A 26,218-nucleotide genomic window follows, 5' to 3' on the forward strand; every position below is an offset into this window, starting at 1 on the left:
TTAGAGCAATCCGGCCTGGGTCATCAACTCGACGGCTTTTTTGCTGTCGAGGGTCGACGCATCGACTTTCGGCGCGTCGAGGGTTTTCAGCGGGGTCAGCTTCGGATTGGACGGCGCGTCTTTACCCACGGCGTATTCGAAGGAGGTGCCGGTTTCGAGAACTTCCTGACCTTCCTTGCTGGTGATGTATTTGACGAACTTCTGCGCTTCATCCTGATGCTTGCTCGAGGCCAGCACGCCAGCGCCGGAGGTGCTGACGAACGCGCCCGGATCCTGATGTTTGAAGTAGTACAGCTTGGTGTTTTTGCTGTTTTCGCCGGTCTTGGACTGATCAACGAAGCTGTAATAGTGATAGATCACGCCGCTGTCGATCTGCCCGGCGTTCACCGCTTTCAGTACCGCGCTGTTGCCGCGATAGATCGTGGCGTTGGTCTTCATGCCCTTGAGCCATTCCAGCGTGGCGGCTTCACCTTTCTGTTGCAGGACGGCGGCGACGATCGCCTGGAAATCCGCGCCGGCCGGGGAGGCGGCCCAACGGCCTTTCCAGGCCGGGGTGGCGAGGTCGAGCAGGGATTTGGGCAAGTCCTTTTCAGTCAGTTTGCTTGGGTTGTAGACGAACACGGTGGAACGGGCGGCGATGCCGACCCAATTGCCGTGGGCCGGACGGTAGGCGGAATCGACTTGCTCAAGGGTTGTCGGCGCCAACGGGGCGAACAGTTTGGCGTTGTCCACCAGCACCATCGCCGGCGAGTTTTCGGTGAGGAATACGTCTGCCGGCGAGGCCGCGCCTTCTTGCACCAGTTGGTTGCCCATCTCGGTGTCATCGCCGTTGCGAATGGTCACCGGAATGCCGGTTTCCTCGGTAAAGCCGGCCACCCAGGCCTTGGTCAGGGTTTCGTGCTGTGCGTTGTAAACCACCAGACCCACCGAGTCGGCGGCAAATGCCTGGCCGGTGCCGAGCAACGCGGTGGCCAGCAATGCGCGCTTGAAGAAGGATGGAAAGCGTGGATTCATTCGGGCAGCTCCTGTTTTCAGACGTTATGAGCAAACCCTCGCAGGAAACAATGCGAACGATTTGCAAGTGTCGAGTCGCGGCAATGTAGGGTGGCAAATGAGAAAAAAACGTCAAAGAAGCCGTTAATACTTGTCATTGCCATTCGAATTTACCGCGACTTGCTACTTTTGTCTTAACGTCATTGCTCGGGAGTGGGGGATGTAAGCCACGCTCTGGTCTGCGCGCCCGTGGAATAGCTGCTCGCCACGGGTCGGGGTGGTGGTGATGACCTGATGATCAGCCTTCAGCGCATCGAGTGGCACGGCGTCACCGGAACGGTATTGCGCCACGAAGATCGTGCGTTGCGGATCCCAATGTTCGCCGCTGGTGCGTTGCAGCCAGGCGATCAGCGTCGCTGTGTCGCCATTGTGCGGGAAGTCCTCGATCGTTTCCGGCACGTAGTAGAACGGTGCACCACCGGTTTGCAGGTACATCGGTACTTTGTTGTCGACCTCGATCATGACCATGCGCCATTGATTCAACGGTGCCTGCTGACTGGCCTGCTCGCGTACCTGCTCGCCGAAGCGGATGACACCGCCACCGCTGTTGGTCCATGGGTAAAGCACACCCAGTACCGCAGCGAGCAACACAGTAGTGACAGCGAAGCCGATCTTCAGCCCACGGCCTTCGCTGTTGCGGGCGGCCATGCGCCGGGTCACCCACCAGGCACCCAGCAATTGCGCGAAGGGCACCAGCGGCAAGACGTAATAGCTGCGGCGACTGCCACTGGCGGTGAAGAACAGCATCAGCAGCGCGAGCCCTTGAATCAGCCAGCGGGTATCCGGTTCGATGTGCTTCCAGTTGCGCGCGGCCACCCACAAGGCGATCAACCAGCACGGTGCCCAGGGCAGGGTGTAAACCGGCAGATAGATCAAGTAGGTGTAAATCGGCCCGAACTGATCGAACGGCTGGAAAAACCGCACGACGTTTTCACGCAGCACCAGGCCGAGGCCGCTCTGTTCGTAGTTGGGCGCACCGTAGAGGTGAGACAACAGGAACGGCGTCATGTAAAACGCGCCGGCGATCAAGAGCGCGCCGAACAGTCGCAGGTTCAGGTGACGTTTCCAGCGGTGTTCGCTGAGCAGGTGCGGCAGCAGCACCAGCCCCGGCAGGATGAAACCGATCAGGCCTTTGAACAGCGAGGTCAGCGACAGCAAGCCGAAAAACACCACATAGCGCCAGAAGCGGGTGTCATCCGGGCCGCGCCAGTACCACCAGACGGCCGCCAGCACGCCGCAGACGGTGAGAATGTCGGCGGTGGCGACTCGCGCCCAGAACACGAAATAGAAGGTGGTCGCCAGCATCCAGCCGGCGATCAGCCCGGTGCCTTTGCGGAACAGTTGCTCGCCGATCAGGTACACCAGCCACACGCTGAACCACGCGGAAATCACCGAAGACAGGCGCAACGACCAATGTCCCAGTCCGCCGGTGAACCAGGAGGTCGCGGTGATCAGCCAGTACGACAGCAGCGGTTTGTCGTAATAAGGACTGCCCTTGAGATAGGGGTCGAAATAATCGCCGCTTTGCAGCATCTGCAAGGCGATATTGGCCCAGCGGGTTTCCGGCCCCCACAGCTCGCGACTGCACAGGCCGAGCAGTAACAGCAGGGCAGTTGCGGCCAGCAGAAGCAGCAACGCGCCCCGATCTTTTTTGTCTGCGGTCATGGTTTGCTCTGGGCAAAGATGAAGATTTCCAGGTTGCCGCGCCGGAAGTGCTGACCATCGATCGGCAACAGCTCCAGTTGCTGCTCGTCAGAGGTGCTGTTGACGCGCATTACCACGCCCACCGAGCCTTTCTTGCGCGCTGCGGTCATCCATTCGCCTACGCCGTCGAGGCTGACCTTGCGTGACGCCATGGCCGGGTCATCGAGGCCGTACTTGAGCTCGCCAACGGTGTTGAACAGGTCGACTTGCGGGCGGCGCAAACGCCATGACAATGCGGAAGCGGCTCCCAGGTCGTTACTCAGCAACGAGCTGGTTTCGCTCAGTTGCTGCTGATGTTCGGCAATGAACTGATCCGGCATCTTGCTGTTGACGATGGTCGCCGGCATCGCGGCCGGCAGCAATGCGACGAGCAGGCCGATGCCCAACGCCGGCATCGCCCACAGCGCCAGAGGGCGCAAGGCTTGCAGCGATCCGGCAATCAGCCAGCCGAGCAGCACGATATAGCCCAGCGACAGGCTGAACATTTCGGTGTGTTCGTAAACTTCACGGGTCGCTTGCAGATAGATCAGCGCGACCAGTGCGGCGATGGCCAGCACTACGTTGACCACACCGTTGATGCGTAAGACGCGGCCGTTCTGGTCAGCTATCCAGTTCATCACGGTGTAGCCCATCAACAGAGCCAATGGCAGCAGGCACGGCATGATGTAAGTCGGCAGTTTGCCGCTGCTCGCGCTGAAAAAAGCCAGCGGCAGCAGGAACCACAAGGCGAGGAAGGCGATTTTCGGATCACGCTTTTCGCGCCAGGTACGCAGCAGCGTCGAAGGCAACAGCAGTGCCCACGGCAAGGTGGACGCAAACAGCAGCGGCAGGTAGAACCACCATGGTCGTGCGTGCTGTGCGTCTTCGCCGGCGGCGAAGCGGCGGATGTGTTCGTGCCAGAAGAAGAACCGCCAGAAATCCGGTTCACGCGCGTGCACGGCCAGTGCCCATGGCACGCTGACCAGCGCGGCCACGGCCACGGCAATCAGTCCATAACGCACCAGTTCGCCGAAACGCCGCTGCCAGATCATGTAGGGCAGGGCGATCAGCACCGGCAGCATCAGGGCGAGGAAACCTTTGGTCATCAGGCCCATGCCACAAGCGAATCCCAACAAAGCCCAGCCGCCCAGACGCGCGCGCGGGGTGTTGCTGTCGATGGCAAACCAGATCGCCACCAGACTCAGGTTGACCCACAAGGTGAACTGCGGATCGAGGTTGGCATAGCCGGCTTGTCCTGCGATCAGGCCGAAGCTCATATAAAGGAGGGCGCACGCGGCGCTGATTCGCGGGTTGTTCCACAGGCGCCGGGCCAGCAGGTAGGCCAGCCACACACTAACCCCGGAGCTGAGTGCCGAGGCGATGCGCACGCCGAAGAGGTTTTCACCGAAAATCGCCTGGCCGATGGCGATCATCCAGTAGCCGGCGATCGGTTTTTCAAAGTAGCGAATGCCCATGAAGTGCGGCGCCACCCAGTTGCCGCTCTGCAGCATTTCCTGGCTGATCTGCCCATAACGGGTTTCATCGGGAATCCACAGACCGTGAGTCATCAGCGGCAGCAGATAAAACACCACGAATGCCAGCACCAGACCGGGTATCGCAAAGCGTTCGATCAGCGTGCACTGGTGGAGGCGCGGCAAATTCAACGCCGCATGGTGCAGCGGTTTGTTCTCAGACGTCATGACTGGACCTTGGTGCAGTACAAAGTGTGCGTTCCAGTGACGGCCCGGCAATTTCCGTTGCAGGTGCGGCACTGGGTTGAATGAATGCAGAGGCGAGCACGGCCGATGGGCGTGTCCTGCATTCAGAGAACGGGTCTGCTTCCAGCGTTAAGTTCTCCTCGAGAAGACAAGCTTTAAAATTAATTTTTTCCAGTTCGGGAAAGTAAAAAACATTTCTTATTACAAATTTCATACACGCCGATACCCTGTGCCAGAGCATTGGCCGAGCCGTTTGTTCTCGACTAAGTTTGATGATTACTTGGCCAGTCGTTGCCAGCCTTCGGGATTCATGATGCCAATTACTTCAAGTTTTCCTTGCGCATCTATCCGGGCTAAAACAGTGCTGCCATATTCGGCGGCGACCGCGCGCGGGTAACCGGTCTGCCGTTCGAAATCGGCGATGCAGCCGCTGTGGGTTACCAGAATCATGTTCTGTCCCGGGGTCTTGTGCGCCACCAATTCATTGCGCATCGTCGGGCCACAGGTTTCCAGCCATTCCGCCGCCACGGCATCGTGGCCGAGCATGTAATGCGCAGTCTGCAGGGTGCGCGTCAACGGGCTGCTGAAGAACTGGGTCTTTTCCAGGCCCAGTTGCGTAAAGCCACGGCCTACCTGGGCTGCAGCAATGCTGCCAGCCTGGGTGATACCGTCTGCCGGCCCCAGACAGGGATTGGTCGAGCGGTCGCAACGTTCGGTATGTCGCACCAGTGCGACGACCTCACCGGCCTGCCAGGCCTTCACCCATCCCTGGGTAGCCGACGCACTCGCATAGCGCAGGTTGGCGGGCGAACGTTGCATCCAGACGAAGCCACAAATCAGTGTAATCAACAGCAAACCGACAGCAATGATTGCCCAGGTGCGCGGACGAGACAGATCCCATCGCCTGGACGCTGATTGTACGTGTACTAATTCAACCACGACGTTGCCCCTTGTCATTCCCGAGTTCCACTCAGTACACGCGCAGTGCAACGTAAGCTCCAGGAGGTTAGTTACTTTACGGTGGTCTACTTGAATGGCTGCTGAACACTACGTTCAGAGTCGTGGCGGAGCAGTGAAGAACATGTGAAAAATTTGCGAGGTCCGGCGTGTGTTAACTAAAACGGCTATTTGATAAACAAACTCAAATACCCGTTTTGTTTGTTTTAAACACTTAACAACAACGCCGGGCAAGGCGAAGCTGCGAATATTGGTCAACGTCGTCGCGCCGCCCCTTGCAGCCCTGACATCAGCACTGGAGTCATTGAACCGGATGGACCTCAAGCAAAGCCTCGCCAATCGGATTGTGATTGTGTTCGCCTTGATGAGCGCGGTGGTGGCCGGTGTCTTCGCGATGGGCATTGTGGCCACGGTGCATGTCGTCGAGCACAAGTTGACCATGACCGCCCTCAGCGGTGGACTGCGCCGCTTGTTGGCGATGGACGACATCAATCAATGGCGCCACGAGCCGGAAAAGAGCGAACTGTTTTTTTTCGAGAACGGCCCGGGGCCCATGGCACTGACGCCGCAATTGGCAGCACTGCCCCAGGGGTTTCAGGAGATCACCTTCAACGGTGACGATTTCTACGCGATGGTCGAGGCGGTCGGCGGACGCAAGTATGTGCTGCTGCGCAATCAGGAAAGCTTCGAGCAGCGCGAGCACTTGCTGTTCGTGGTGGTGATTGTCGGGTTCATCCTCAGCGTCATGCTGGCCGTCGCGCTCGGCAGGCTGCTGGCGCGGCAGGTCATGGCGCCGGTGATTCGCCTGGCGGGGCAGGTGCGGCATCGTGATCAATTGATCGCGCTGGCGCCGGCCCTGCATCCGGATTACGCCGATGATGAAGTAGGGGAGTTGGCCCTGTCTTTTGACCAGACACTCGGCCGGTTACGCGAAACCCTGAACCGCGAAAAACTCTTCACCAGTGATGTCAGTCATGAACTGCGCACACCGTTGATGATTCTGGCCAGCTCCTGCGAGCTGTTGCTGGCCAACCCCTCGCTGGATCAGCGTTCCACTCAGCAGGTCAAACGCATTGCCCGGGCCAGCGCTGAAATGCGCCAACTGGTCGAAACTTTCTTGATGCTGGCGCGCAAGCCGGAAGAGCTTGGTACCGAATCCACCTGCACACTCAAATCGATCGCCGATGCCCAGGTGGAAATCTGGGGGCGACTGATTCGTGAAAAGGGTCTGGAATTCATCTACGAGCCACAACTGGCGGGCGCCACGCGTTATGACCTGACGTTCTTGCAGTCGGTCATGGGCAATCTGCTGCGCAACGCCTGGCACTACACCGATCAGGGCTTTGTCCGCTTGACCCTGCTCAGGGACAGCTTCGTGGTCGAGGACAGCGGCATCGGTATTCCGGAAGAGAAACGCCACGCGATGTTCCAGCCATTCGTGCGCGGTGACGAGCAGCGCGGTGAAGGCCTTGGGCTGGGATTGTCACTGGTGCAGCGGATCTGCAGCCATCAGCGCTGGCAGGTTCAGTTGGTGACTCGAGAACCGAACGGCTGCCGTTTCACCGTCACGCTGTCGGCGGCTCAGGAGGCCGACGGGCAGACGCGAGAATTACCCGCCGCTTGATTGATCAATGCAGCCAGGCGTTTGACGTTGTTCTGTTGCGCGGCCACCAGTTCGTCGATGCTCGGGCCGGACGGAGTTTGCAAGGTTGAATGGCAGGTCAGCAGAGCATTGTCCGCCGCACCGCTGGGACGCAGGCGCCATTTGACGTCGATCAGTCCGTACTGGCCGGGGATCGAGTCGAAACGCTGCACATCGATGCGCACCGAGACGTTGCCGCCACTGCCGGTATTGCTCAGTTGATCGTTCAAGGCACTGCGCAGCTCATCCGCCAGACTCGCCCCCCACCACTGGGTTTCCAGAATCGCCAGGCCATTGTTGCCCTGACGGATGACGATTTGCGGGCGGTCAACTTGCGGCGGCACGCTGATCCCCTCGATCGGAACCTGCGCGCCGGCACGGGACGGCGGCAGTTGCACCGGGGTCAGGGTGTGAAAGTTGATCGGCTCGCTGCGGCAGGCACCAAGCAGCATGAACGCAGCGAGCACGGTGATCTTCAGCGGTAAAGCCATGGGATAGCTCCTGTGCTCAATTGCGCGGCGGTCCTTTCAGATCCAGCGGCGCCGCGTTGTCGGGACGACCGCGAATCAGCGATTCCGGATGGCGACCGAGATAATCCGACAGCTCACGCAGCGAACGCGACATGCGCCCGAGTTCGTCGAGGGTCTCGGTGAGTTTCTCGCGCTGTGGCGAATCTTCGGCCAGGGTCGAGCTGGCGGACTGCAAGGTCTTGCTGACGTCGGCCAGGGTGGTCTGCACGCTCGGCAGGGTTTTCGCATTGAACTGGGTCAGGCCTTTGCGCAGCTCGACGAGGTTGCTGTCGAGGTTGCCGGCAATCCGTTCGACCGGCAGTTTGTTGAGCTTGTCGACCACGGCTTCGAGTTTTTCCTGCAACTGTTCGAGGCTGCCGGGCACGGTTGGCAAGACCACCGGCCGGGCCGTCGCGTCGAACGCAACTTTCTCGGCTTTCGGGAAGAAATCCAGCGCGATGTACAACTGCCCGGTCAGCAGGTTGCCGCTGCGGGCCTGGGCGCGCAGACCGTTGTCGACGAAGGTACCGAGCAGACGAATGCCGGCCGCTTCGTCGTTGGGATCATGCTTGAATTCGGTGAGCATTTTTTTGTAGGCCTGACCGAGGCGCTGCGGGTAAATGACGATGCCGACGTTCAGCGGGAAGCTGCGTTTCTTCGCGTCGAAATCGAGATTGATGCCGACCACCCGGCCAATTTCCATGCCGAGAAATTCCACCGGCGCATCGACCTTGAGCCCGCGCAAGGACTGCTCGAAACGCAGCACCATGTATTGCGCTTTGCCATTGGGCGGGGCGAGGGCGGTCTGCTGATCGGCGAACAGTTCGAAATCCTTGTCGTCGGCGGCGGCAACGTCGTTGGGGCTGTAATCCGGGGCGCGGAAGGCAATGCCGCCGACCAGCATGGTCGACAGCGATTCGGTCTTCACCGCAAAGCCGTTGGCGCCGACATTGATGTCGATGCCGCTGGCGTTCCAGAACCGGGTGTTTTCGGTAACGAACGCGTCGTTCGGCGAATGGATGAACACCTCGATGTCCACGCCTTTGCCCTCGGGATTGAGGGTGTAGGTCACCACCTGACCGACCGGAATCTTGCGGTAGTAAACCGGCGAACCAATGTCCAGCGAGCCGAGATCCGGCGCATGCAGCATGAAGCGCTTGCCCGGTTCGCCGTAAGTGATCGGCGGCGGGTTCTCCAGGCCCTTGAAGTGTTTGGCGCGGCTGTCGGACTGGCCGATGTCGGCGCCGATGTAGTCGCCGGAGAGCAGGGTGTCGATGCCCGATACGCCACCGGCGCCGATGCGCGGGCGCACGACCCAGAAGTGTGAGTCTTCGCGGGTAAAGGTTTCGGCCTGCTTGGCCAGTTTGATCGTGGCGTCGACGCTCTTCTGATCGCCGCTCAACTCGACGTCAGTCACCTGACCGATCACCACATTGCGGTATTTGACTTCGGTCTTGTTGGCGGTCAGGCCGCTGCCGGTCTTGAAGTTGACGACGATGGTCGGGCCTTCCTGCATCAGGTTGTGCACCACCAGCGAAATACCGACCAGCACCGCGACGATCGGCACGATCCACACCAGTGAAATACCGAAGCGACGCGTCTTGATCGGCGCTTGGCCCGGTGCTCGTGGCTCATCGGCGGCTGACGACTTCATCCATGTCCTCCTCGGTTTTGTGGATGCTGAGCGTCAGGAACGCAAAAGCACTTCATCAATATAGAAGTGCTTGGCGATAGAGCAAATAAGCAAGGAGATGGTTACGTGGTGGATGCCTCAGCCGAGGATTTCACGCAGGCGATACCAGAGCATGCCCAGTGCCAGCAGCGGCGAACGCAGGGCAGGCCCGCCGGGGAAGGTCATGTGCGGCACCGCGCTGAACACGTCCATGCCCTGACTGTGCCCGGCATGGATTGCCTCGCCCAGCAGCTTGGCGCACCAGTGCGTGACGTTGACGCCGTGCCCGGAGTAACCCTGAGCGTAGAACACGTTTGGCTGCTGCTTCAGCCGGCCAACTTGCGGGAAACGGTTGGCGGTGATGCCGATCTTGCCACCCCATTGATAGTCGATGCGCACGTCCGCCAGTTGCGGGAAGACCTTGAGCATCTTCGGGCGCATGTAGGCGGCGATGTCCGCCGGATCGCGCCCGGAATAATGACAGGCGCCGCCAAACAGCAGGCGTCGATCCGCCGAGAGCCGGTAGTAATCGAGGCCGACTTTCTGGTCGCACAACGCGAGGTTGTGCGGGATCAATTGCGCGGCACGTTCCTCGGACAGCGGCTCGGTGGCGATGATGTAACTGCCGGCCGGCAGTACCTTGCCGCTGAGTTGCTGTTCGAGTTCATCCAGATGCGCGTTGCAACCGAGTACCAGACTGCCGGCGCGGACGCTGCCGCTGGCGCAACGCACCTCAACGGTTTCGCCATGAATGATCTGCAGCACCGGGCTTTGCTCGAAGATCCGCACACCGAGGGACTCCGCCAGACGCGCTTCGCCTTGCACCAGATCCAGCGGGTGCAGATGGCCGGAGCCCATGTCGATCAGACCACCCGCGTAGCCGTCGGCGTTCACCACTTGCTGACGGATCAGCTCCGGGCCGACCAGACGGGTCTGGTGTTGATAACCGAGTTCGTCGAGGCTGACCTGTTCGTCCTTGAACGCTGCGAATTGCGCCGGAGTGTTGGCCAGCTCGCAGAAGCCCCAACGCAGGTCGCACTCGATGGCGTTCTCGGTGATGCGCTGGCGCACCAGTTCCACCGAGTCGATCCCGGCGCGCTGCAAGTAACGCACGCCGTCATTGCCGACATAGCGGGCAAAGCCTTCGACCTCGTGACCGATGCCGCGGATCAACTGACCGCCGTTGCGCCCGCTGGCGCCCCAGCCAATGCGTCGGGCTTCAATCAACACCACCGACAGCCCGCGCTGCGCCAGTTCAATCGCGGTGTTTACCCCGGTGAAGCCGCCGCCGATCACGCAGACATCGGCGGTGAGGTCACCGTCGAGTGCCGGCCAGGGCGTACTGGCCCGGGCCGAAGCCGCGTAATAGGAGCGGGCGTGTTCTTTGCTGTACTGATTCATTTGTTCGACTTCACTTTGCTCCAGGACCGGGTCATCAGACGCATGATCGACTGGGGCGGGGTAGAGGAGATGTAGAGCTTGTCCAGCACCGCCTGCGACGGGTAGACCTCGGGATTGTTCACCAGCGCCTGATCCATGTACTGCTTGGCGGCCGGGTTCGGGTTGGCGTAACCGACCGAAGCGCTGACCTTGGCAATCACTTGCGGATCGAGCAGGTAATTGATGAAGGCGTGGGCTTCCTTGGTGTTGCTGGCGTCGGCCGGGATTGCCAGCAGGTCGAACCACAGGTTGGCGCCTTCCTTCGGAATCGCGTAAGCGATGTTCACCCCGTTCTTGGCTTCCTTGGCGCGGTTGGCCGCCTGGAACACATCGCCGGAGTAACCGAAGGCCACGCAGATGTCGCCATTGGCCAGGTCGGAAACGTATTTCGAGGAGTGGAAATAGGTGATGTACGGGCGAATGCTCAGCAGTTTCGCTTCGGCCTTTTTATAGTCTTCCGGGTTCTCGCTGCGTGGGTCCATGCCCATGTAGTTGAGGATCGCCGGGAACACTTCGTCCGCCGAGTCCATCATCGACACGCCACACTGGGTGAGTTTCTTCAGGTTTTCCGGCTCGAACAGCACGGCCCAGGAGTCGATGTGATCGATGCCGAGCACAGCCTTGACCTTGTCGACGTTGTAGCCGATGCCGTTGGTGCCCCACAGGTACGGCACCGAGTGCTGGTTGCCCGGGTCGTTCTTCTCGAGTAGTTCAAGCAGCTTGGGATCGAGATTCTTCCAGTTTGGTAGCTGCTCGCGATCGAGTTTGAGGAACGCCCCGGCCTTCACCTGACGCGCGAGGAAGTGGTTGGAGGGCACCACCACGTCATAGCCGGTACGGCCGGCGAGCAGCTTGCCTTCCAGGGTTTCATTGGAGTCGAAAACGTCGTAGATCACCTTGATCCCGGTCTTGGCCTGGAAGTCGGCGAGGGTGGTTTCACCAATGTAGTCGGTCCAGTTGTAGACGCTGACCTGTGGCTGGGCCAGGGCTGCGGTGCTGCACAGCAGCGCCAGTGCGGCGGGAACCATGGATTTCAATAGACGCATATCGACACCTCTTCGAATTTTTTGGATTTTTCAGGTGGTTCGCTAATTCCTGTGGGAGGGGGCTTGCTCCCGAAGAGGCCGGCACATTCAACATTTTCTGTGACTGACAGACCGCTTTCGGGAGCAAGCCCCCTCCCACAAAAGCCCATCCCACAGAGGTGAAGGGGCTTTGTGGGATGGATCAGACGCTAAGCAGCAGGAACTCGCGCTCCCAGGAGCTGATCACGCGCTTGAAGTTTTCATGCTCGGCGCGTTTGACCGCGACGTAGCCGCGCACGAACTTGTTGCCCAGGTATCGGGCAACGGTGTCGCACTCTTCCATTTGCGTCAGCGCGTCTTCGATGGTGATCGGCAGGCGCAGGTTGCGGCGTTCGTAGGCACGGCCTTCGACGGCGGCACTCGGTTCGATGCCTTCGACCATGCCGATGTAGCCACACAGCAGGCTCGCGGCGATCGCCAGATACGGGTTGGCATCGGCGCCCGGCAGGCGGTTTTCCACGCGCATGGCTTCCGGCCCGGAGGTCGGCACACGCAGGCCGACGGTGCGGTTTTCTTCGCCCCACTCGACGTTGACCGGCGCCGAAGTGTCCGGCAGGAAGCGGCGGAACGAGTTCACGTTCGGCGCGAACATCGGCAGCACTTTCGGGATGTACTTCTGCAGGCCGCCGATGTGATGGCGGAACAGCTCGCTCATTGTGCCGTCGGCATTGGCGAAGATCGGCTTGCCGGTGGCGATCTCCACGACGCTCTGGTGCAGGTGCATGGCGCTGCCGGGTTCGTCACCAATCGGCTTGGCCATGAACGTGGCAGTGACGTTGTGCTTGAGCGCCGCTTCGCGCAGGGTGCGTTTGAACACGGTGATCTGGTCGGCCAGATCCAGTGCGTCGCCGTGACGGAAGTTGATTTCCATCTGCGCCGGGCCGTCTTCATGGATCAGCGTGTCCAGATCCAGGCCTTGCAGCTCGCACCAGTCGTAGACGTCTTCGAACAGCGGATCGAATTCGTTGGCGGCATCGATCGAGAACGATTGCCGACCGCTTTCGGCACGGCCCGAACGCCCCAGCGGCGCCTTGAGTGGCAGGTCCGGGTCTTCGCAGCGCTGGGTCAGGTAGAACTCCATTTCCGGCGCCACGATCGGCTTCCAGCCCTTGTCGGTGTACAGCTGCAGGACTTTTTTCAGCACGTTGCGCGGCGACAGTTCGATCGGGTTGCCGAACTTGTCGAAGGTGTCGTGGATGACGATGGCGGTCGGCTCGATCGCCCATGGAATCACATACACGGCGTCGCTCACCGGTTTGCAGACCATGTCGATGTCGGCCGGGTCGAGCAGGTCGTAGTAGATGTCGTCGTCGACAAAATCCCCGGTTACCGTTTGCAGCAGCACACTTTCCGGCAGGCGCATGCCTCGCTCATGCAGGAACTTGTTGGTCGGTGCGATCTTGCCGCGGGCGATGCCGGTCAGGTCGCTGACCACACATTCAACTTCGGTAATCTTGTGATCTTTCAGCCACGTGAACAGCTGATCGAAAGGGGCATTCATAAAGACCTCGTTATTGGTTTTATAGACGCCGGGGAGGGCGGGTTTCATCTTCCGCCCCTTCCCCTGTGGCGCGTTGACGACTATCTTGGGCGTGCCTTGCCGTTCCATCTATCCACTTTAAGCAGCACCGAAGCGCACCAAAAGAGTGCGCAAGGTCTCCCATGACAACGTGTAATCCGCTTCAGGTTCAGGCTTTCAATACCGCTGATGTCAGCGAACAGATCCGCGCCACGCCGGGTTGGGTCCAGCATTACCAGCAGATGTCTCCCGGACATTTCGCCGGGCAGATCCGCTATCTGGACCTGGAGGGTGTGCAGGTCTACGAAGAACAGATGAACACCCGCGTCGAGCAGACATTCAGCGCGCCGTCGGGTGCCTTGGCGTTCTGTTTCGATCGCAGCGATAACGCGCTGTATCTGCTCAACGAAGACAGCCGCAACATCTGGATCACCCCGGAGAACTACCAGGAAATCGCCGTGGTGTTCGGCCCGGAATTCGTCCGTCAGCACGGTCTGGATGTGGCGAGACTCGAAGGATTGTTCATGGCGCCGCTTAACTGCGGGCAGAACGCCTTGTTCAGTCGCTGGTTAAGCTCAACTCTCACGAAGTTGTCGCAAGCTGTTGATCCGTTTGATAAAGACTCACTGACTCAGCAGTTACTCGAAGACTGCCTGTTCATCCTCGACAACGCACACACCCGTCTTGATCGCGGCGGATTACAGCGGCGTAGCGAAGAACGGATGATCATGAAGCGAGTAGGGGAGTGGGCGGCGGATTCGCCGGAAGACACCGTCAATCTGCTCGAACTGTCGAAGGTCGCAGGGGTGCCGTTGCGACAATTGCAGCAGGCATTCAAGGCCTATACCGGGATGACTCCGAGTCACTGGTTGCGCCTGCGCCGGCTGAACAGTGCACACCGCGAATTGCTCAAGCGCCGGCCCACGGAAACCACCGTGGCTGAGGTGGCGATGCGCTGGTCGTTCTGGCATCTGGGGCGGTTTTCCAGCAGTTATCGGGCGCTGTTCAAAGAGCTGCCGAGCGAGACGCTGAAACGCTAGAGATTGCCGTCACGGGCAAAAAGATCTTTGTGTCCCAAGCGAAGTTAAATAGAATCAGTCTCATTTGAATCTAACTTCGCGCAGGGTCTCCCGAGATGATTGAAGCCGCCACGCCATCGGAGCAGAGCCTGCACGCGCTGTACCGCGATCACCGGGGCTGGCTGGAAACCTGGCTGCGTCGGCGCATGGGCAATGCGTGGGATGCGGCGGATCTGAGTCAGGACACCTTCTTGCGCGTGCTGTGCAGCGCTCAACCCATTGCCGACATGCGCGAGCCACGCGCGTATCTGCTGACCGTGGGCAAACGCCTGTTGAGCAACTTCTACAGCCGCCGCAGTCTGGAAAAAGCCTACCTCGAAGCCCTCGCGCAACTCCCGGAGGAGTGCGTGCCGTCGCCCGAGCAGCGCTGGCTGCTGCTGGAAACCCTGCAAGCACTGGATGAGTTACTCGATGGTTTGCCCCGAGCAGTGCGCCGGGCGTTTTTGTGGAGTCAGCTTGAAGGCCTGGGTTACCGTGAAATCGCCGAACGCCTGCAAGTGTCCGAACGCACCGTCAAACGTTACATGGCGCAGGCCTACGAGCATTGTCTGCTGGTGGAGCTTTGATGCGCGTTGCCCCCAGTGATGAAGCCCGCGAGGTCGCCCGCGCCGCCGCGCAATGGCTGGCGTTGATTGAGTCCGGCGAAGCGGGCGCTGACGATCATGCGCAATTGCAGGCCTGGCGTAACAGCGATAGCCGACATGAACACGCGTGGCAGAAAATCCAGCGCTTGCGCGAACGGTTTTCCGCACTGCCTTCTGCGCTGGCCATGGCTACGCTGGATCGTCCGGACGCAGCGCGTCGGGCCGCGCTGAAACGCGCGCTCGGCATCGCGGCACTGGTGCCGGCGGCCTGGCTGCTCAGTCGGCAACTGCCGCTGGATGTCTGGCGCGCGGATTTGCAGACGGGCACCGGTGAACGCAAAAAATTGCCGCTCGCCGATGGCAGTTCGTTGCAGCTCAATACCGACAGTGCCGTCAATGTGGATCTTGCTGCCGGTCAGTTGACACTGGTGCGTGGCGAGATGGCGCTTGACGTGCCAGGCGACTCAGCCCTGATCATCAATGTGCCGTACGGGCGGATCATCGTCAGTCACAGCGAGATTTGCGTGCATCTCAATGAGCGTGACTGCAATGTGTCGGTGGTCCGTGGCTCGGTGCAGTTGCAACCGTCAAGCGGGCCGGCGCTGATCCTCGATCAGGGCCAGCAGATCAGGCTGCAGGCTTCTGGCGCGGGGTCTGTCCGAGCGTTTGACAACTCGATGCCGAGCTGGCGCGACGGTGTACTGATGGCGCAGAATCAGCCGCTGGGGGATTTTCTGCGTGAATTGAGCCGTTACCGCCCAGGCGTGCTGCGCTGGGATCCGGAGCTGGAGGCGCTGCGCATCACCGGCAGTTTTCGCCTGGATAACACCGATCAAGTGCTCTCACTGTTGGCGGCCAGCCTGCCGATCGACGTGCAGAAACGCACGCGCTTTTGGGTCTCTCTCGTTCCGCGAAAATTGTCCCAGTCCAAAAAAACAGTCTGAGACCTGTCCCTTTTTTTCGCCTCGCTGGTCATTCCAGGCAAGTGAACCAAATCGAGAGCTTTTTCCTATGCCTGCAGTATTTCCAGGTCGTTTACGCCCGTTGTTGCAGTTGAGCCTTCTGCTGAGCCTGAGTGCCAGCCCTGTGTTGATCCCCTGCAGTTGGGCGGAAAGCGCCGACCGCCGCGGTTATCAGGTACCGGCCGGCAGCCTGGGTGCTGCGCTGACCCGTTTTGCCGGACTGGCAGGGGTCAATCTGTCGGTAGATCCGGCCTTGGTCAGCGGGCGTAACAGCAATGGTTTGTCGGGTGAGTTTGGCGTGGAGGAGGGCTTTACCCGGTTGTTGCTGGGGTCCGGTCTACAGTTGCAACCGGCGGGCGACCGCGCTTACACAGTCATTCCTGCGCCGGACGGCGGCAGTCTGGAACTGGCACCCACTTCGATTCTTGGATCGACGGGTAGCACGGATACCGAGGTTTTTGCCGGTGGCCAAGTGGCGCGCCGAGGCTCGCAAGGACTGCTGGGTTCCAGGGATTTCATGGAGACCCCGTTCAGCATGACCACCTACACCAGCGAAACGGTGAAAAACCAGCAGGCCCGCACTCTGGGCGACGTGATCGCCAGCGATCCCTCGGTGCGTGCGACGAACCCGGCAGGCGGCCGTTATGAACAATTCACCATCCGCGGTTTCAGCCTGTTCAACAGTGATGTTTCCTACAACGGGCTTTACGGGGTTCTGCCCACTTACACGATCGACATGGAAATGGCCGATCGCGTCGACATCCTCAAGGGCCCGAGCCAACTGATCAACGGGATTTCGCCGCGGGGCAGTGTAGGAGGGGGGATCAACGTGGTGCCCAAGCGCGCCGGCGATCAGCCGAATACATCGCTGACGGCCAGTTACGCCTCGAACAATCAGCTCGGCGGCGCCGTCGACATCGGCCGTCGCTTTGGTGAGGACAACCAGTTCGGCCTGCGTTTCAACGGCGTCAAACAATCGGGTGACACTGAATGGGATCACCAGAGCGTCGATCGCGACATGGCAGTGCTGGGCCTGGATTTTCGCGGTGAGCGCCTGCGGCTTTCCACCGATATCGGTCACACCGAGCGCGATACCGATGCACCGCAAGAACGTGTGCAGGTCGGTGCAAACGCGAAAGTTCCGGATGCTGATGATGTGCGCGACAACTACGCGCAACCCTGGAGCCAGGCGCGAACCAAAGATACGTTTGGCACGCTCAATGGCGAGTTCGACGTCAGCGATTCGGTCATGTTGTATGGCGGCGTCGGCGCCCGTAACAGTAACCACGATTTCCTTCGGCATGCGGTGTCGGTGACCAACGACGCCGGCGACTTCAGCGTTCAACCGCGGGACTTCACTCGTGACGAAAATGTCCGGACTGCCACGGCGGGTGTGCGCAACTGGTTCCATACCGGTTCAGTCAGCCACGAGGTCAATCTGGCGGCCAGCTACTTCTACATGGATTTCGAAAATGGCGGCGCGCGGTATGCAGCAGGGCGCAGCAATCTGTATGACCCGGTGGAAACCACGAAGCCTCGCACGCCAACACGCTACGACGCCAAGGTCTACACGGAAAACCGCTTCAGCGGCGTCGCACTGTCCGATACGCTGGGGTTCTTCGATGATCGCCTGTTGCTGACCCTTGGCGCTCGCTGGCAAAGGGTTCAAGTCGACGACTGGAGCGATGATGTGAAGGGTGACACAGCCTATGACGAAGAAAAACTCTCGCCATCGGGCGGCATTCTGTTCAAGGCGACGGACAAGCTCTCGCTCTACGCCAACTACATGGAAGGCCTCAGCCAAGGGAAAATTGCGCCATCGACGTCGATCAACGAGGATGAAATCTTCCCGCCTTTTATCAGCCGACAAGTCGAAGTCGGGGCCAAATATGACGCGGGTTCGTATGCGCTTACAGCGTCTGTGTTCCGGATCAAACAGCCTGCTTATGAAACCAACGCCTCGACACGAGTCTTCGGCCCGAACGGCAAACGACAGAACGATGGTGTGGAATTGAGTGTGTTCGGCGAGCCGTTCAAAGGGTTTCGATTGCTCGGCGGCGTGATGTACATCGACAGCGAACTGACCCAGACCACCCATGGAACCTTTGACGGCAACCGCGCGCCCGCGACACCCAAATACAACGTCAATCTCGGCGCAGAGTGGGATGTACCAAATATGCAGGGGCTGACGCTGACAGGCCGTGGAATCTATTCGAGTTCGCAGTATCTGGATCAGTCCAACCAGAAGGAAATCGACTCATGGGAGCGATTCGACGTGGGGACGCGCTACGCCTTTAAACTGGACGACAAGACCATCACCGTACGCGCCAATGTCGAAAACGTATTGGATAAACGCTACTGGAGTTCGGCGGGCGCATCAGATGACAGCGAACCCGGTTTGACGCTTTCGACGCCGAGGACTTATCTGCTATCAGCAACGGTGGATTTCTGATTTGCTTTGTTAAACAAGTGCGCGCTTAAAAGGAGGGTAAAATCTTCGAAATTCAGTGATCTTCTGTTAACTACACTAAATAGCCGTTTAGTAGAGCTATCGTAAAATAAGCCGCCATTCACCGGAGCAGACCATGTCTCAACGCACAGTAAACGCACAGGCCTTGATTCAGGCGCTGGATCTGCAATCTCACGTGGAAGGCGGTTACTTTCGCAGAACCTATCAGGCCGATCATAGAGAGATGCTCGATACCGTCGGTGGCCCACGGTACCTGATGACATCGATTTACTACCTGCTGACCGAGCAATCACCAGTGGGCCAGTTTCATTTCAATCATTCCGACATTGTGCATTTTTTCCATCTGGGCGATCCCATCGAGTACAGCATGATCCATGCTGACGGCTCGCTGGAGACGCTGGTAATGGGCAACGACATTCTGGCGGGACAGCATCTGCAAATGCACGTGCCTGGCGGAATCTGGAAAGCTTCGCGACTGCTCGAGGGAGAACATGGATTTGGCTTGATCAGCGAGGCCGTGTCGCCGGGATTTGATTTTGCGGATATGGAAATGGGTGATCGACGCAAACTGATTGCGCAATTTCCACAGCACCGGATGCTGATTGAAAAACTGACGCGGGATGCTGATTGAAGGTCGCCAATTGCAGGCAAGGCCGAGGTTTTGAAAAGAGGACTCAGGGTAAAACTCTGGATTGAAATCTGGCGTGCAACCGGGCTAACCCTGAAACATCTTGTTACGTGTAATGTATATTATGTTAAACCACGTATTACGCTACGCGCCTTCCTGCACCAACATCTGTCTCCACTCCAACAATCACCCCAGCACCCTATAAATCTCAGAAACCACCTGCATCGTAGCGTCTTCGATTGTTCCCTCATTACGGCACAGAACCCAACCGTGCTCCTTGACTGCTTGCTCGAACATCTCCGTACACGCCATATGCTCTGCGTACTTCTGGATCACAGTGCCGCCCAATCCTCGCGATCTTGTCGCAGCTCTTGCCCATGAAATATCCGGATCGGTGACGACGCCGAAATGCAGATCCGGCACGCGCACGTCTCGATCCAGGTTCAACTGGAGAATCTCGGCAAACGGGATAGATCGGCGAAACGCGGCATCTGACGGATACCAGCGATCGATCAGGATGATGCTGTCCAGCGGCTGCTGCGTCAGTACGTGTCGGGAAATCCAGCGCCGACTATCAGCCAGGCGCTGGCACACAGCCCATTCCAGATCCTCGGAAGGATTTCTGGCAAGTGCGTTGATCAGGGCCATGGTTTCACCCCGGAAAGGATCGCTTTTTCTCTCGCACAGCCGGATGACTTTCTTGTTGCCGGCCCTCAGTACCTTCGTAACGGCCTCCAGCAGCGTGGTTTTGCCGGTGCCTTTGGGCCCATCCAGAGAAACAAACAGCGGACGATTCATTGTTCACATAACGATGGATTTATGGAGGTTCACTCTAACCGCATTCCCGGCATTCCACAGTGGCTGAATTGTCATTTCCAATGGCATAGCCCTGCCCTCACCCTACTTCACCGCCCTCCTCAGCTTATTGCTGGAGAAATGACTGGAGACTGTTGTGGCCGTCCACGATCAGTCCTCTAACGAGCGCCTCATAGTGTTCGGCAGTATTGAGATCTTGCAGATCGAAGCTTGCAGACCAGCGGATGAACGTCTTTGACTGCCCAGTCAGCGAGGCTAATTGAACAGTAGCTACATAGTTGTCCAGCGGTAACGGCGCCTCCTCCAAGCGATAAGACAGCGTCGTATTGCGATCATCGACCGACAAAAGACGCTCTCTGACCACAGCACCATCGATCAATATGAGTTTGCGAATACAGCCAACCAATCCATCGGGCTGGTTTCCCTCAATGCTGCTTTCCAAAATGGAGGGATGCCATTTACCAATCTCACCGAACCTCTTCAACACGCTCCAGGCGTGCGCTATGTCGCTGTCCAGGACAGCGGAGAACTCAACCATCGACATCGTGTACACCCTCAAAATCAACTGTTTTCGAACCTGACCTCTGCGCACGTCAGAGGTGGATGAAATCCGGTCCCGGTATGGATCAACAGGACCGGAAGACGCTCAACCTGTGAATTGGTGATAAACCTTGGCAATGACCTTCCAGGCCCCGTCGATTTTGATCAGGGTCAGGTAATCGTTGTAATCAGCGCCGATTGCATCCTGTTCCATATCGACACGAACCACGGCGGTGGTTGGCGTGATCGCCAGTACGTCGAGTCGGGTGATGATGTTCGGGGCATCGCCGTTCTTCTCTACGAAATCAAACAGATTCCTGATCGGGCCGCCCAGCAGTTCACCATTGGTGAATCCGTACATCACAGCGTCTTTATGGAACGCCTGCGCAACGCTCTGTGCACTGCCCACACGCAGCCCTTCAACATACTGATTGGCAATGGCGATGACAGCGTTGTACTCAGCGGTGGGTACTGCCTTGATGTTCTTCGACATGTGTCTCTCCTTCCAGTAAGGGCGAGGCGCGACGCACCTCGCCAATTGCATTCAACGGCTTAGGCGCTTGGGTGGGTGTGGTAGATCTTGCTGACAATCGTCCACTGACCTTCAACCTTCAGCAGGTTGAAGAAGTCGGTGAAACGGAATCCTGAAACATTGTCCGTATCGACCCGGGCACTGGCTGCCGTGCCTACGATGTCGATACGAACGATCGCTGCTTGCGCTTCGGGAGACGGGCGGAACGCGTTATCGATGACGTCGTAGAGGTTCTGGATCGCACCGCCGACGAGCCTGCCTTCGTCGACCCCGAACATGGTGGCCTGCTGGTTGAATGCGGGCTTCATCAAGGCGCTGTCAGCTTTGGCACCACCTTCGTTGTACTGGCTGAGCACGTCGACGATTGCGTTGTATTCCTGAACATAAGTTGGCGTGGACATGAGGTATTCCTGAGTTAGTAAATGGCTGAAGAAAGCAAGGAAGGTTTACGGACAAGGCTCGGTAAACAGTCACCAATCCTGGCGGGTCGGCGAGATGATCAAGTCGTTGACAGTGACGTTTTCCGGTTGGTTGAGCGCGTAAATCACCGCACCCGCGATATCGTCGGGGGCGATGGCAATTCGGTTGAGCGCTTGGGCAGCCTTGCGCCCTTCAGGATCACTGACCTTGTCGGCCCAGCCGGTATTGATGACACCCGGGCTGACCGTGTTGACGCGGATGCCGTGCTGCACACCGAGCTCCTTGCGCATGGACTCGGTCATGGCCTGAACGAAAAATTTTGTTGCGCTGTAAACACCGGCCGCCGGTCCGACCTGATGACCGGCAACAGAGTCCATATTGAGAATCTGCCCGGACTTGCGCTCCAGCATGAAAGGCAGCACCGCCGCCGTAGTGTTGAGGTAGCCTTTGATATTCACGTCGATCATCTTTTCCCAGTCCTGTACCGCCAGGTCGACCCAGTTGGAAAAAAGCATCAGCCCGGCGTTGTTCACCAGAATGTCTACGGCGCCGTAGGTCTCATGCGCAAATTGCGCGAGCGCTTGGGTCTGATGCGCCTGAGTCACGTCGGTGGTAAAAGCGACCACTTCGTTACCGCCCGCCCGCAACTCGGCGACAAAGCTTTCCAGACCCTGTTCATCCAGTGCAGCGGCCACTACGCGCACGCCTTGGGCGACAAGCGCGCGGGTGGTGGCGGCGCCGATGCCGGAAGACGCGCCGGTAACGATCGCTACTTTGTTATGCAGATAATTCATGCTCATTACCTCTTATCGATAAATGCCGTCGTTCAGGCGTTCGCGGTTGGCCAGTCGATGTAACCCTTGGCACCGCCGCCGTAGTAACTCTCGCGTGGCGCGATGGTGAGCTCGATCCCGCGACGCAAACGCTCCACGAGGTCGGGGTTGGCAATGAACAAACGACCAAACGCCACCGCATCGATCCGCCCCTGCGCACGACGCTCTAGCGCCATCGGCAGGTCGTAGTTGTTATTGCCAATGAATGGCCCTTCGAACTGCGCACTCAGCGCGTCCAGATCCACGCCTTCCGGGACCGTGCGGGAGGTCGCCGTGGCGCCTTCGACAAAATGCAGATAAGCCAGATTGAATTGATTGAGCTGCTGAATCAGGTAACCGTAAGTCGCCATGACATTGCTGTCGGGAGGTGTATTTCCGGCATCGGGTGTAACTGGCGAGAGGCGAATACCGACCCGATCGCTACCCCAGATCGAAATCACGGCTGCGGTGACTTCCAGCGTCAGTCGAGCCCGGTTCTCGATGGAGCCGCCATATGGGTCAGTGCGTTGATTGGTGGAGTCGCGCAGGAACTGGTCAAGCAGATAACTGTTGGCGGAATGCACTTCCACACCATCGAAACCGGCTCGCCGGGCATTTTCTGCGGCCAGCTTGTACTGCTCGATGATTCCAGGGATCTCCGAGGTTTCCAGTGCGCGAGGCATCGACACCTCGACAAAGCCTTTCTCGGTATAAGTGCTGCCTTCGGCCTTGATCGCCGAAGGCGCTACTGGCGCTTCTCCGTTGGGTTGTAGCTCGACACTCGAAAAGCGCCCTACGTGCCACAACTGACTGACGATTTTGCCGCCCGCCGCGTGCACCGCGTCAGTGACTTTTTTCCAGCCAGCTACCTGTGCCTCCGACCAGATACCCGGGGTCATGGCGTAACCCCGCCCCTGGGGAGAAATATTGGTCGCTTCGGCGATGATCAAGCCTGCACTGGCGCGCTGGGCGTAGTAAGTCGCGTGCATTTCATTCGGTACGCCGTCTTCGGCCATTCGGCTGCGTGTCACAGGTGCCATGACAATTCGGTTAGCCAATTGGAGTGCGCCCATTTGCATGGGCGAAAAAAGGTCGGTATCAAACGTGTTAGCCGTCATAAAATCCTCGACTGAATAGACCGGTCGTCTAGTGGAAGGTTAAAAAAATACGCCCCTCTGTCAGCAGGCGTTTGCTGGTGATAGTGCTGTTTCAAAAGCTGCCATCGTGTTCACGACTGTTACCGGCAGCGTTGCACCTGGTCACACAGGTGGTCGTCTGTATGACCCGTTCGTGAGGGCTCTAGCGCGACTTTCTCCCACTTGCTGATAACCAGCGGCGCAATCGCATTGCCCAGTACATTGAGCGTGGTGGTGCCGCTGTCGATAATCCTGAAAATGCCGGCGATCAATGCCACACCTTCCAACGGAAGACCGGCAGAGGCCAAGGTGGCTGACAAGATCACGATTGCAAACCCAGGCACACCTGCGGCGCCCTTCGAGGTCAGTACCATCGTCACGACCAACAGAATCTGCTGTGACAGAGACAGGTCTATCCCATAGAGTTGCGCCACAAAAATGGTCGCCACACCGAGAAAAATCGATGCGCCATCGAGATTGAACGCATACCCCACCGGCACCACAAAACTGACGATCCGACGCGGTACACCGTAGCTTTCCAGTTTGGTCATCAGTTGCGGCATAACGGCGGCTGAGGCGGCACTGGAAAACGCCAGAATCAACTCATTACGGAAGTAGCGGATCAACTTGAAGATGTTTTCGCCAATCAAATAACAAATGCCACCCAGTACCACTAAAGCGAACACCATCAGCGCCAGATACACCACCCCAATCAACTTGAGCAGCGGCAGCAGCGAGGCAAAACCAAACGTCGCGACGGTCGCGCCGATCATGCCAAACACCCCTATCGGCGCGTAGGCCATCACAATGGAAACCACCTTGAACATAGCATCGGAAAGGCTCTGCACGACCGCAATAAATGGCGCGCTTTGGTCTTTGGGCAAAGCATTCAACGCCAGCCCCAACAGCACAGCGAAGAACAGTACCGACAGCAACTTCGCTTCTGACATTGCCACTATCACGTTGTCTGGAACGATGTTCTGCAAAATCACCAGCGCCCCTTTGGACGGCTCAAGCGTGATCGATGCAGCGCCATGCGAAAGGCCTGAAATATCGGTTCCTCGTCCTGGTTCGAAGAGGTTGGCAAAACACAGGCCTATGACGATGGCCAGCGCGGTAATCGCAAAGAAGTAGCCGAGCGACTTCACCCCCATACGGCCGAACGATTTGCTGTCACCGCCGCCCGCGATCCCCAAAATCATGCAACAGAACACGATCGGAACAACCACCATCTTCATCATCTTGATAAAGATGTCACCGAGCGGTTTGAGGATCTCCGCACTCACCCATGTCTGATAGTGCGGATGCGTATTGAAGTACCAACCTGCAAGCACGCCAAGCAATAGCCCGGCAACGATTTGCCACACCAAGGGAATACGTTTCATGTCTAGCCTTCTTGTTGGAATGAAAGGTCTGCGTCTATTCGCAGTTGCTAGAGTCATGAGCTTCCAGCTCACTTGAGATCGAATGGCACAAACGGGTTGTGCCATGCGTGTTCCTATTTAGCGAAGAGCTGGCTCATATCCTTGAACGCCTTGAACTCAAGAGCGTTGCCGCACGGGTCAAAGAGAAACATGGTGGCCTGCTCGCCTACCTGGCCTTTGAACCGAATGTACGGTTCGATCACAAACTCGGTACCAAAGGACTTCAAGCGTTCGGCCAGCGCCTCCCATTGTTCCCAACCCAAAATGATGCCGAAGTGCGGAACAGGAACATCGTGTCCGTCGACCGGGTTGCTGTGAACGCTCTCTTGTGAGGCTGTTTTCGGATGTTCGTGGATCACCAGTTGGTGACCATAAAAATCGAAATCGACCCATTGCGTGCTGGAGCGCCCTTCTTCAAGACCAAAGACCTCACCGTAGAAGGTGCGCGCCGCAGCCAGGTCATAAACAGGGATCGCGAGGTGAAATGGCGAGAGGCTCATCAGAACTCCAAATATTTTTTGTTGGTTGGCGAACATTTCCACCGTCATCAGCTCTCTGGGTTCAGCCGGTGCCGGGGATGGAAAACATCCTAGGACGGAAAACCAAACATAAAAATCAATATATATTTCTCAGAAACACAATTAATATTTGTGAATGATCAAAGAACTGAAAACACTCATTGCGGTGGCGCGGGAAGGCACATTCGCCGCTGCCGGGAACAAGATCGGCCTGACCCAGGCCGCTGTCAGCGCGCAGATTCAGCGCCTGGAAACCGAACTCGGTTTTGAGATTTTCGACAGGAAAGGACGTTCGGCCCATCTCAACAAAATGGGTCACCAGATACTTCTGCAGGCGCAGGAGTTACTCAGGCTATACGACAATCTGGGTTCCACTGCGCTGGGCCAACCTACCAACATACTCATCAACATCGGTGCGATCGCATCCGTGCAACGTTCCTATTTGCCCGATGCGCTGGCGAAGTTTCACCAGCAGTGTCCGCAATGCCGCACACGTGTCATTCCAGGGCTTTCAATGGAGATGGTGAACCTCGTAGACGCCGGCGAAATCGACATGGCTGTCATCATTCGACCGCCCTTCTCTCTTCAAAGTGACCTGCGCTGGACGACGCTGGCGCGAGAGCCCTACCGACTGATCGTGCCACGCGAGCTGGAGGGAAATGACTGGTCGGAACTGCTGTCCAGCCAGCCATTCATTCGCTATGACCGATCATCTTTCGGCGGCCGGCAGGTTGATCGTTTCCTGCGACAGATGCATTTCACCTTGCAGGAAGTTTGCGAACTGGATGAACTGGAGGCCATCATCAAACTGGTGGAAAAAGGTGTAGGCATAGCGCTGGTGCCACAGACAGAGCCCCATCAGGAATGGCCCGAAGGTGTACGAGCGATCGATTTGGGACAACACACCTTTCACCGGGATATCGGGCTGGTACATCGATCTCGACAGAGTTTCACCGAGCCTGTGCGAATTTTGGCTCAGCTTATAAGTGATCAGGTAACCGCCGTTGCAGAATAATAGT

General features: G+C 58.3%; 24 protein-coding genes. 7 read left to right on the forward strand and 17 right to left on the reverse strand.

Features of this window, described 5'->3' with window-relative positions:
• From ACOYXG_RS12980 to pmrG, 4 genes are all read right to left on the reverse strand, one after another.
• On the reverse strand, positions 1–1,014 hold the full coding sequence (locus ACOYXG_RS12980) for an iron ABC transporter substrate-binding protein (RefSeq protein ID WP_098963999.1): 1,014 nt from the start codon (positions 1,012–1,014) through the stop codon (positions 1–3).
• Between the two features lie 162 nt (positions 1,015–1,176).
• The gene (locus tag ACOYXG_RS12985; RefSeq protein WP_460358213.1) at positions 1,177–2,718 is read right to left on the reverse strand and encodes an ArnT family glycosyltransferase; all 1,542 of its coding nucleotides are present in this window, start codon (positions 2,716–2,718) and stop codon (positions 1,177–1,179) included.
• Positions 2,715–4,436 (reverse strand): lipid IV(A) 4-amino-4-deoxy-L-arabinosyltransferase, encoded by a 1,722-nt coding sequence (gene arnT / locus ACOYXG_RS12990; RefSeq protein WP_460358216.1) that lies wholly within the window; start codon positions 4,434–4,436, stop codon positions 2,715–2,717. The genes ACOYXG_RS12985 and arnT overlap by 4 nt, the downstream gene beginning before the upstream one ends.
• A 294-nt stretch (positions 4,437–4,730) precedes the next feature.
• Positions 4,731–5,273: a lipopolysaccharide core heptose(II)-phosphate phosphatase PmrG gene (pmrG, locus tag ACOYXG_RS12995; protein WP_256578471.1), complete on the reverse strand. Its 543-nt coding sequence runs from the start codon at positions 5,271–5,273 to the stop codon at positions 4,731–4,733.
• A gap of 451 nt (positions 5,274–5,724) precedes the next feature.
• On the opposite strand from pmrG, the gene ACOYXG_RS13000 reads away from it, so the two are divergent.
• Complete coding sequence (locus ACOYXG_RS13000) at positions 5,725–7,035, forward strand: sensor histidine kinase (protein ID WP_115989806.1); 1,311 nt, start codon at positions 5,725–5,727, stop codon at positions 7,033–7,035.
• On the opposite strand, the gene ACOYXG_RS13005 is transcribed toward ACOYXG_RS13000, so the two are convergent.
• The 5 genes from ACOYXG_RS13005 to ACOYXG_RS13025 all read right to left on the reverse strand — a co-directional run bounded on the left by ACOYXG_RS13005 (position 6,993) and on the right by ACOYXG_RS13025 (position 13,260).
• Positions 6,993–7,544 (reverse strand): PqiC family protein, encoded by a 552-nt coding sequence (locus ACOYXG_RS13005; protein WP_460358220.1) that lies wholly within the window; start codon positions 7,542–7,544, stop codon positions 6,993–6,995. The two genes, ACOYXG_RS13000 and ACOYXG_RS13005, sit on opposite strands and share 43 nt — an antisense overlap.
• Positions 7,545–7,560: 16 nt before the next feature.
• Complete coding sequence (locus ACOYXG_RS13010; protein WP_460358223.1) at positions 7,561–9,216, reverse strand: PqiB family protein; 1,656 nt, start codon at positions 9,214–9,216, stop codon at positions 7,561–7,563.
• 117 nt (positions 9,217–9,333) lie between these two features.
• The gene (locus tag ACOYXG_RS13015; protein ID WP_460358226.1) at positions 9,334–10,635 is read right to left on the reverse strand and encodes an NAD(P)/FAD-dependent oxidoreductase; all 1,302 of its coding nucleotides are present in this window, start codon (positions 10,633–10,635) and stop codon (positions 9,334–9,336) included.
• The gene (locus ACOYXG_RS13020) at positions 10,632–11,720 is read right to left on the reverse strand and encodes a polyamine ABC transporter substrate-binding protein (protein WP_041063835.1); all 1,089 of its coding nucleotides are present in this window, start codon (positions 11,718–11,720) and stop codon (positions 10,632–10,634) included. Before ACOYXG_RS13020 ends, ACOYXG_RS13015 begins: the two co-directional genes overlap by 4 nt.
• A 181-nt stretch (positions 11,721–11,901) precedes the next feature.
• The gene (locus ACOYXG_RS13025; protein ID WP_095135836.1) at positions 11,902–13,260 is read right to left on the reverse strand and encodes a glutamine synthetase family protein; all 1,359 of its coding nucleotides are present in this window, start codon (positions 13,258–13,260) and stop codon (positions 11,902–11,904) included.
• Positions 13,261–13,421: 161 nt separating this feature from the next.
• On the opposite strand from ACOYXG_RS13025, the gene ACOYXG_RS13030 reads away from it, so the two are divergent.
• From ACOYXG_RS13030 to ACOYXG_RS13050, 5 genes are all read left to right on the forward strand, one after another.
• A complete protein-coding gene (locus ACOYXG_RS13030) occupies positions 13,422–14,318 on the forward strand; it encodes a helix-turn-helix domain-containing protein (protein WP_027611934.1) in 897 nt (298 codons plus the stop codon).
• A 95-nt stretch (positions 14,319–14,413) separates the two neighbouring features.
• A complete protein-coding gene (locus tag ACOYXG_RS13035; RefSeq protein ID WP_095135832.1) occupies positions 14,414–14,923 on the forward strand; it encodes a sigma-70 family RNA polymerase sigma factor in 510 nt (169 codons plus the stop codon).
• Complete coding sequence (locus ACOYXG_RS13040; RefSeq protein ID WP_460358233.1) at positions 14,923–15,885, forward strand: FecR domain-containing protein; 963 nt, start codon at positions 14,923–14,925, stop codon at positions 15,883–15,885. The genes ACOYXG_RS13035 and ACOYXG_RS13040 overlap by 1 nt, the downstream gene beginning before the upstream one ends.
• Positions 15,886–15,952: 67 nt before the next feature.
• The gene (locus ACOYXG_RS13045; RefSeq protein ID WP_460358236.1) at positions 15,953–18,355 is read left to right on the forward strand and encodes a TonB-dependent siderophore receptor; all 2,403 of its coding nucleotides are present in this window, start codon (positions 15,953–15,955) and stop codon (positions 18,353–18,355) included.
• 133 nt (positions 18,356–18,488) lie between these two features.
• The gene (locus ACOYXG_RS13050; RefSeq protein ID WP_027611930.1) at positions 18,489–19,004 is read left to right on the forward strand and encodes a cupin domain-containing protein; all 516 of its coding nucleotides are present in this window, start codon (positions 18,489–18,491) and stop codon (positions 19,002–19,004) included.
• A gap of 183 nt (positions 19,005–19,187) precedes the next feature.
• Here the strand turns inward: ACOYXG_RS13050 and ACOYXG_RS13055 are convergent, their stop codons facing one another.
• The 8 genes from ACOYXG_RS13055 to ACOYXG_RS13090 form a co-directional block, all read right to left on the reverse strand.
• Positions 19,188–19,799 (reverse strand): dTMP kinase, encoded by a 612-nt coding sequence (locus ACOYXG_RS13055; protein WP_460358240.1) that lies wholly within the window; start codon positions 19,797–19,799, stop codon positions 19,188–19,190.
• Positions 19,800–19,923: 124 nt separating this feature from the next.
• Positions 19,924–20,361 (reverse strand): SRPBCC family protein, encoded by a 438-nt coding sequence (locus ACOYXG_RS13060; protein ID WP_333989838.1) that lies wholly within the window; start codon positions 20,359–20,361, stop codon positions 19,924–19,926.
• Between the two features lie 102 nt (positions 20,362–20,463).
• Positions 20,464–20,850 (reverse strand): nuclear transport factor 2 family protein, encoded by a 387-nt coding sequence (locus tag ACOYXG_RS13065; protein WP_460358243.1) that lies wholly within the window; start codon positions 20,848–20,850, stop codon positions 20,464–20,466.
• 59 nt (positions 20,851–20,909) lie between these two features.
• Positions 20,910–21,290 (reverse strand): nuclear transport factor 2 family protein, encoded by a 381-nt coding sequence (locus ACOYXG_RS13070; protein WP_460358246.1) that lies wholly within the window; start codon positions 21,288–21,290, stop codon positions 20,910–20,912.
• 69 nt (positions 21,291–21,359) lie between these two features.
• Positions 21,360–22,103: an SDR family oxidoreductase gene (locus ACOYXG_RS13075; protein WP_027611808.1), complete on the reverse strand. Its 744-nt coding sequence runs from the start codon at positions 22,101–22,103 to the stop codon at positions 21,360–21,362.
• Positions 22,104–22,135: 32 nt separating this feature from the next.
• Positions 22,136–23,239 carry an alkene reductase gene (locus tag ACOYXG_RS13080; RefSeq protein WP_027611807.1) on the reverse strand — a complete coding sequence of 368 codons (1,104 nt, stop codon included), beginning with the start codon at positions 23,237–23,239 and terminating at the stop codon, positions 22,136–22,138.
• Between the two features lie 119 nt (positions 23,240–23,358).
• Positions 23,359–24,642, reverse strand: a complete 1,284-nt coding sequence (locus ACOYXG_RS13085) for a cation:dicarboxylate symporter family transporter (protein WP_097089773.1) — start codon at positions 24,640–24,642, stop codon at positions 23,359–23,361.
• Positions 24,643–24,755: 113 nt separating this feature from the next.
• The gene (locus tag ACOYXG_RS13090; protein ID WP_039762906.1) at positions 24,756–25,181 is read right to left on the reverse strand and encodes a VOC family protein; all 426 of its coding nucleotides are present in this window, start codon (positions 25,179–25,181) and stop codon (positions 24,756–24,758) included.
• 154 nt (positions 25,182–25,335) lie between these two features.
• On the opposite strand from ACOYXG_RS13090, the gene ACOYXG_RS13095 reads away from it, so the two are divergent.
• Entirely contained in the window at positions 25,336–26,214 is an 879-nt protein-coding gene (locus ACOYXG_RS13095; RefSeq protein WP_139053987.1) for a LysR family transcriptional regulator, read from the forward strand.
• Positions 26,215–26,218 lie beyond the last annotated feature (4 nt).

The sequence above is a fragment of the Pseudomonas sp. G3-39 genome (assembly GCF_054790485.1).

Bases quoted from the DNA above. Each gene is read 5' to 3' on its own strand.
- ACOYXG_RS13090 (WP_039762906.1), bottom strand. From the start codon at position 25,181: ATGAGCCTCTCGCCATTTCACCTCGCGATCCCTGTTTATGACCTGGCT.
- ACOYXG_RS13050 (WP_027611930.1), top strand. From the start codon at position 18,489: ATGTCTCAACGCACAGTAAACGCACAGGCCTTGATTCAGGCGCTGGAT.
- ACOYXG_RS13055 (WP_460358240.1), bottom strand. From the start codon at position 19,799: ATGAATCGTCCGCTGTTTGTTTCTCTGGATGGGCCCAAAGGCACCGGC.
- ACOYXG_RS13080 (WP_027611807.1), bottom strand. From the start codon at position 23,239: ATGACGGCTAACACGTTTGATACCGACCTTTTTTCGCCCATGCAAATG.
- ACOYXG_RS13095 (WP_139053987.1), top strand. From the start codon at position 25,336: ATGATCAAAGAACTGAAAACACTCATTGCGGTGGCGCGGGAAGGCACA.
- ACOYXG_RS13005 (WP_460358220.1), bottom strand. From the start codon at position 7,544: ATGGCTTTACCGCTGAAGATCACCGTGCTCGCTGCGTTCATGCTGCTT.
- ACOYXG_RS13045 (WP_460358236.1), top strand. From the start codon at position 15,953: ATGCCTGCAGTATTTCCAGGTCGTTTACGCCCGTTGTTGCAGTTGAGC.
- ACOYXG_RS13070 (WP_460358246.1), bottom strand. From the start codon at position 21,290: ATGTCCACGCCAACTTATGTTCAGGAATACAACGCAATCGTCGACGTG.
- ACOYXG_RS13010 (WP_460358223.1), bottom strand. From the start codon at position 9,216: ATGAAGTCGTCAGCCGCCGATGAGCCACGAGCACCGGGCCAAGCGCCG.
- ACOYXG_RS13000 (WP_115989806.1), top strand. From the start codon at position 5,725: ATGGACCTCAAGCAAAGCCTCGCCAATCGGATTGTGATTGTGTTCGCC.
- ACOYXG_RS12985 (WP_460358213.1), bottom strand. From the start codon at position 2,718: ATGACCGCAGACAAAAAAGATCGGGGCGCGTTGCTGCTTCTGCTGGCC.
- ACOYXG_RS13065 (WP_460358243.1), bottom strand. From the start codon at position 20,850: ATGTCGAAGAACATCAAGGCAGTACCCACCGCTGAGTACAACGCTGTC.
- ACOYXG_RS13075 (WP_027611808.1), bottom strand. From the start codon at position 22,103: ATGAATTATCTGCATAACAAAGTAGCGATCGTTACCGGCGCGTCTTCC.
- ACOYXG_RS13035 (WP_095135832.1), top strand. From the start codon at position 14,414: ATGATTGAAGCCGCCACGCCATCGGAGCAGAGCCTGCACGCGCTGTAC.
- ACOYXG_RS13085 (WP_097089773.1), bottom strand. From the start codon at position 24,642: ATGAAACGTATTCCCTTGGTGTGGCAAATCGTTGCCGGGCTATTGCTT.
- pmrG (WP_256578471.1), bottom strand. From the start codon at position 5,273: ATGCAACGTTCGCCCGCCAACCTGCGCTATGCGAGTGCGTCGGCTACC.
- ACOYXG_RS13040 (WP_460358233.1), top strand. From the start codon at position 14,923: ATGCGCGTTGCCCCCAGTGATGAAGCCCGCGAGGTCGCCCGCGCCGCC.
- ACOYXG_RS13025 (WP_095135836.1), bottom strand. From the start codon at position 13,260: ATGAATGCCCCTTTCGATCAGCTGTTCACGTGGCTGAAAGATCACAAG.
- arnT (WP_460358216.1), bottom strand. From the start codon at position 4,436: ATGACGTCTGAGAACAAACCGCTGCACCATGCGGCGTTGAATTTGCCG.
- ACOYXG_RS13015 (WP_460358226.1), bottom strand. From the start codon at position 10,635: ATGAATCAGTACAGCAAAGAACACGCCCGCTCCTATTACGCGGCTTCG.
- ACOYXG_RS12980 (WP_098963999.1), bottom strand. From the start codon at position 1,014: ATGAATCCACGCTTTCCATCCTTCTTCAAGCGCGCATTGCTGGCCACC.
- ACOYXG_RS13020 (WP_041063835.1), bottom strand. From the start codon at position 11,720: ATGCGTCTATTGAAATCCATGGTTCCCGCCGCACTGGCGCTGCTGTGC.
- ACOYXG_RS13060 (WP_333989838.1), bottom strand. From the start codon at position 20,361: ATGTCGATGGTTGAGTTCTCCGCTGTCCTGGACAGCGACATAGCGCAC.
- ACOYXG_RS13030 (WP_027611934.1), top strand. From the start codon at position 13,422: ATGACAACGTGTAATCCGCTTCAGGTTCAGGCTTTCAATACCGCTGAT.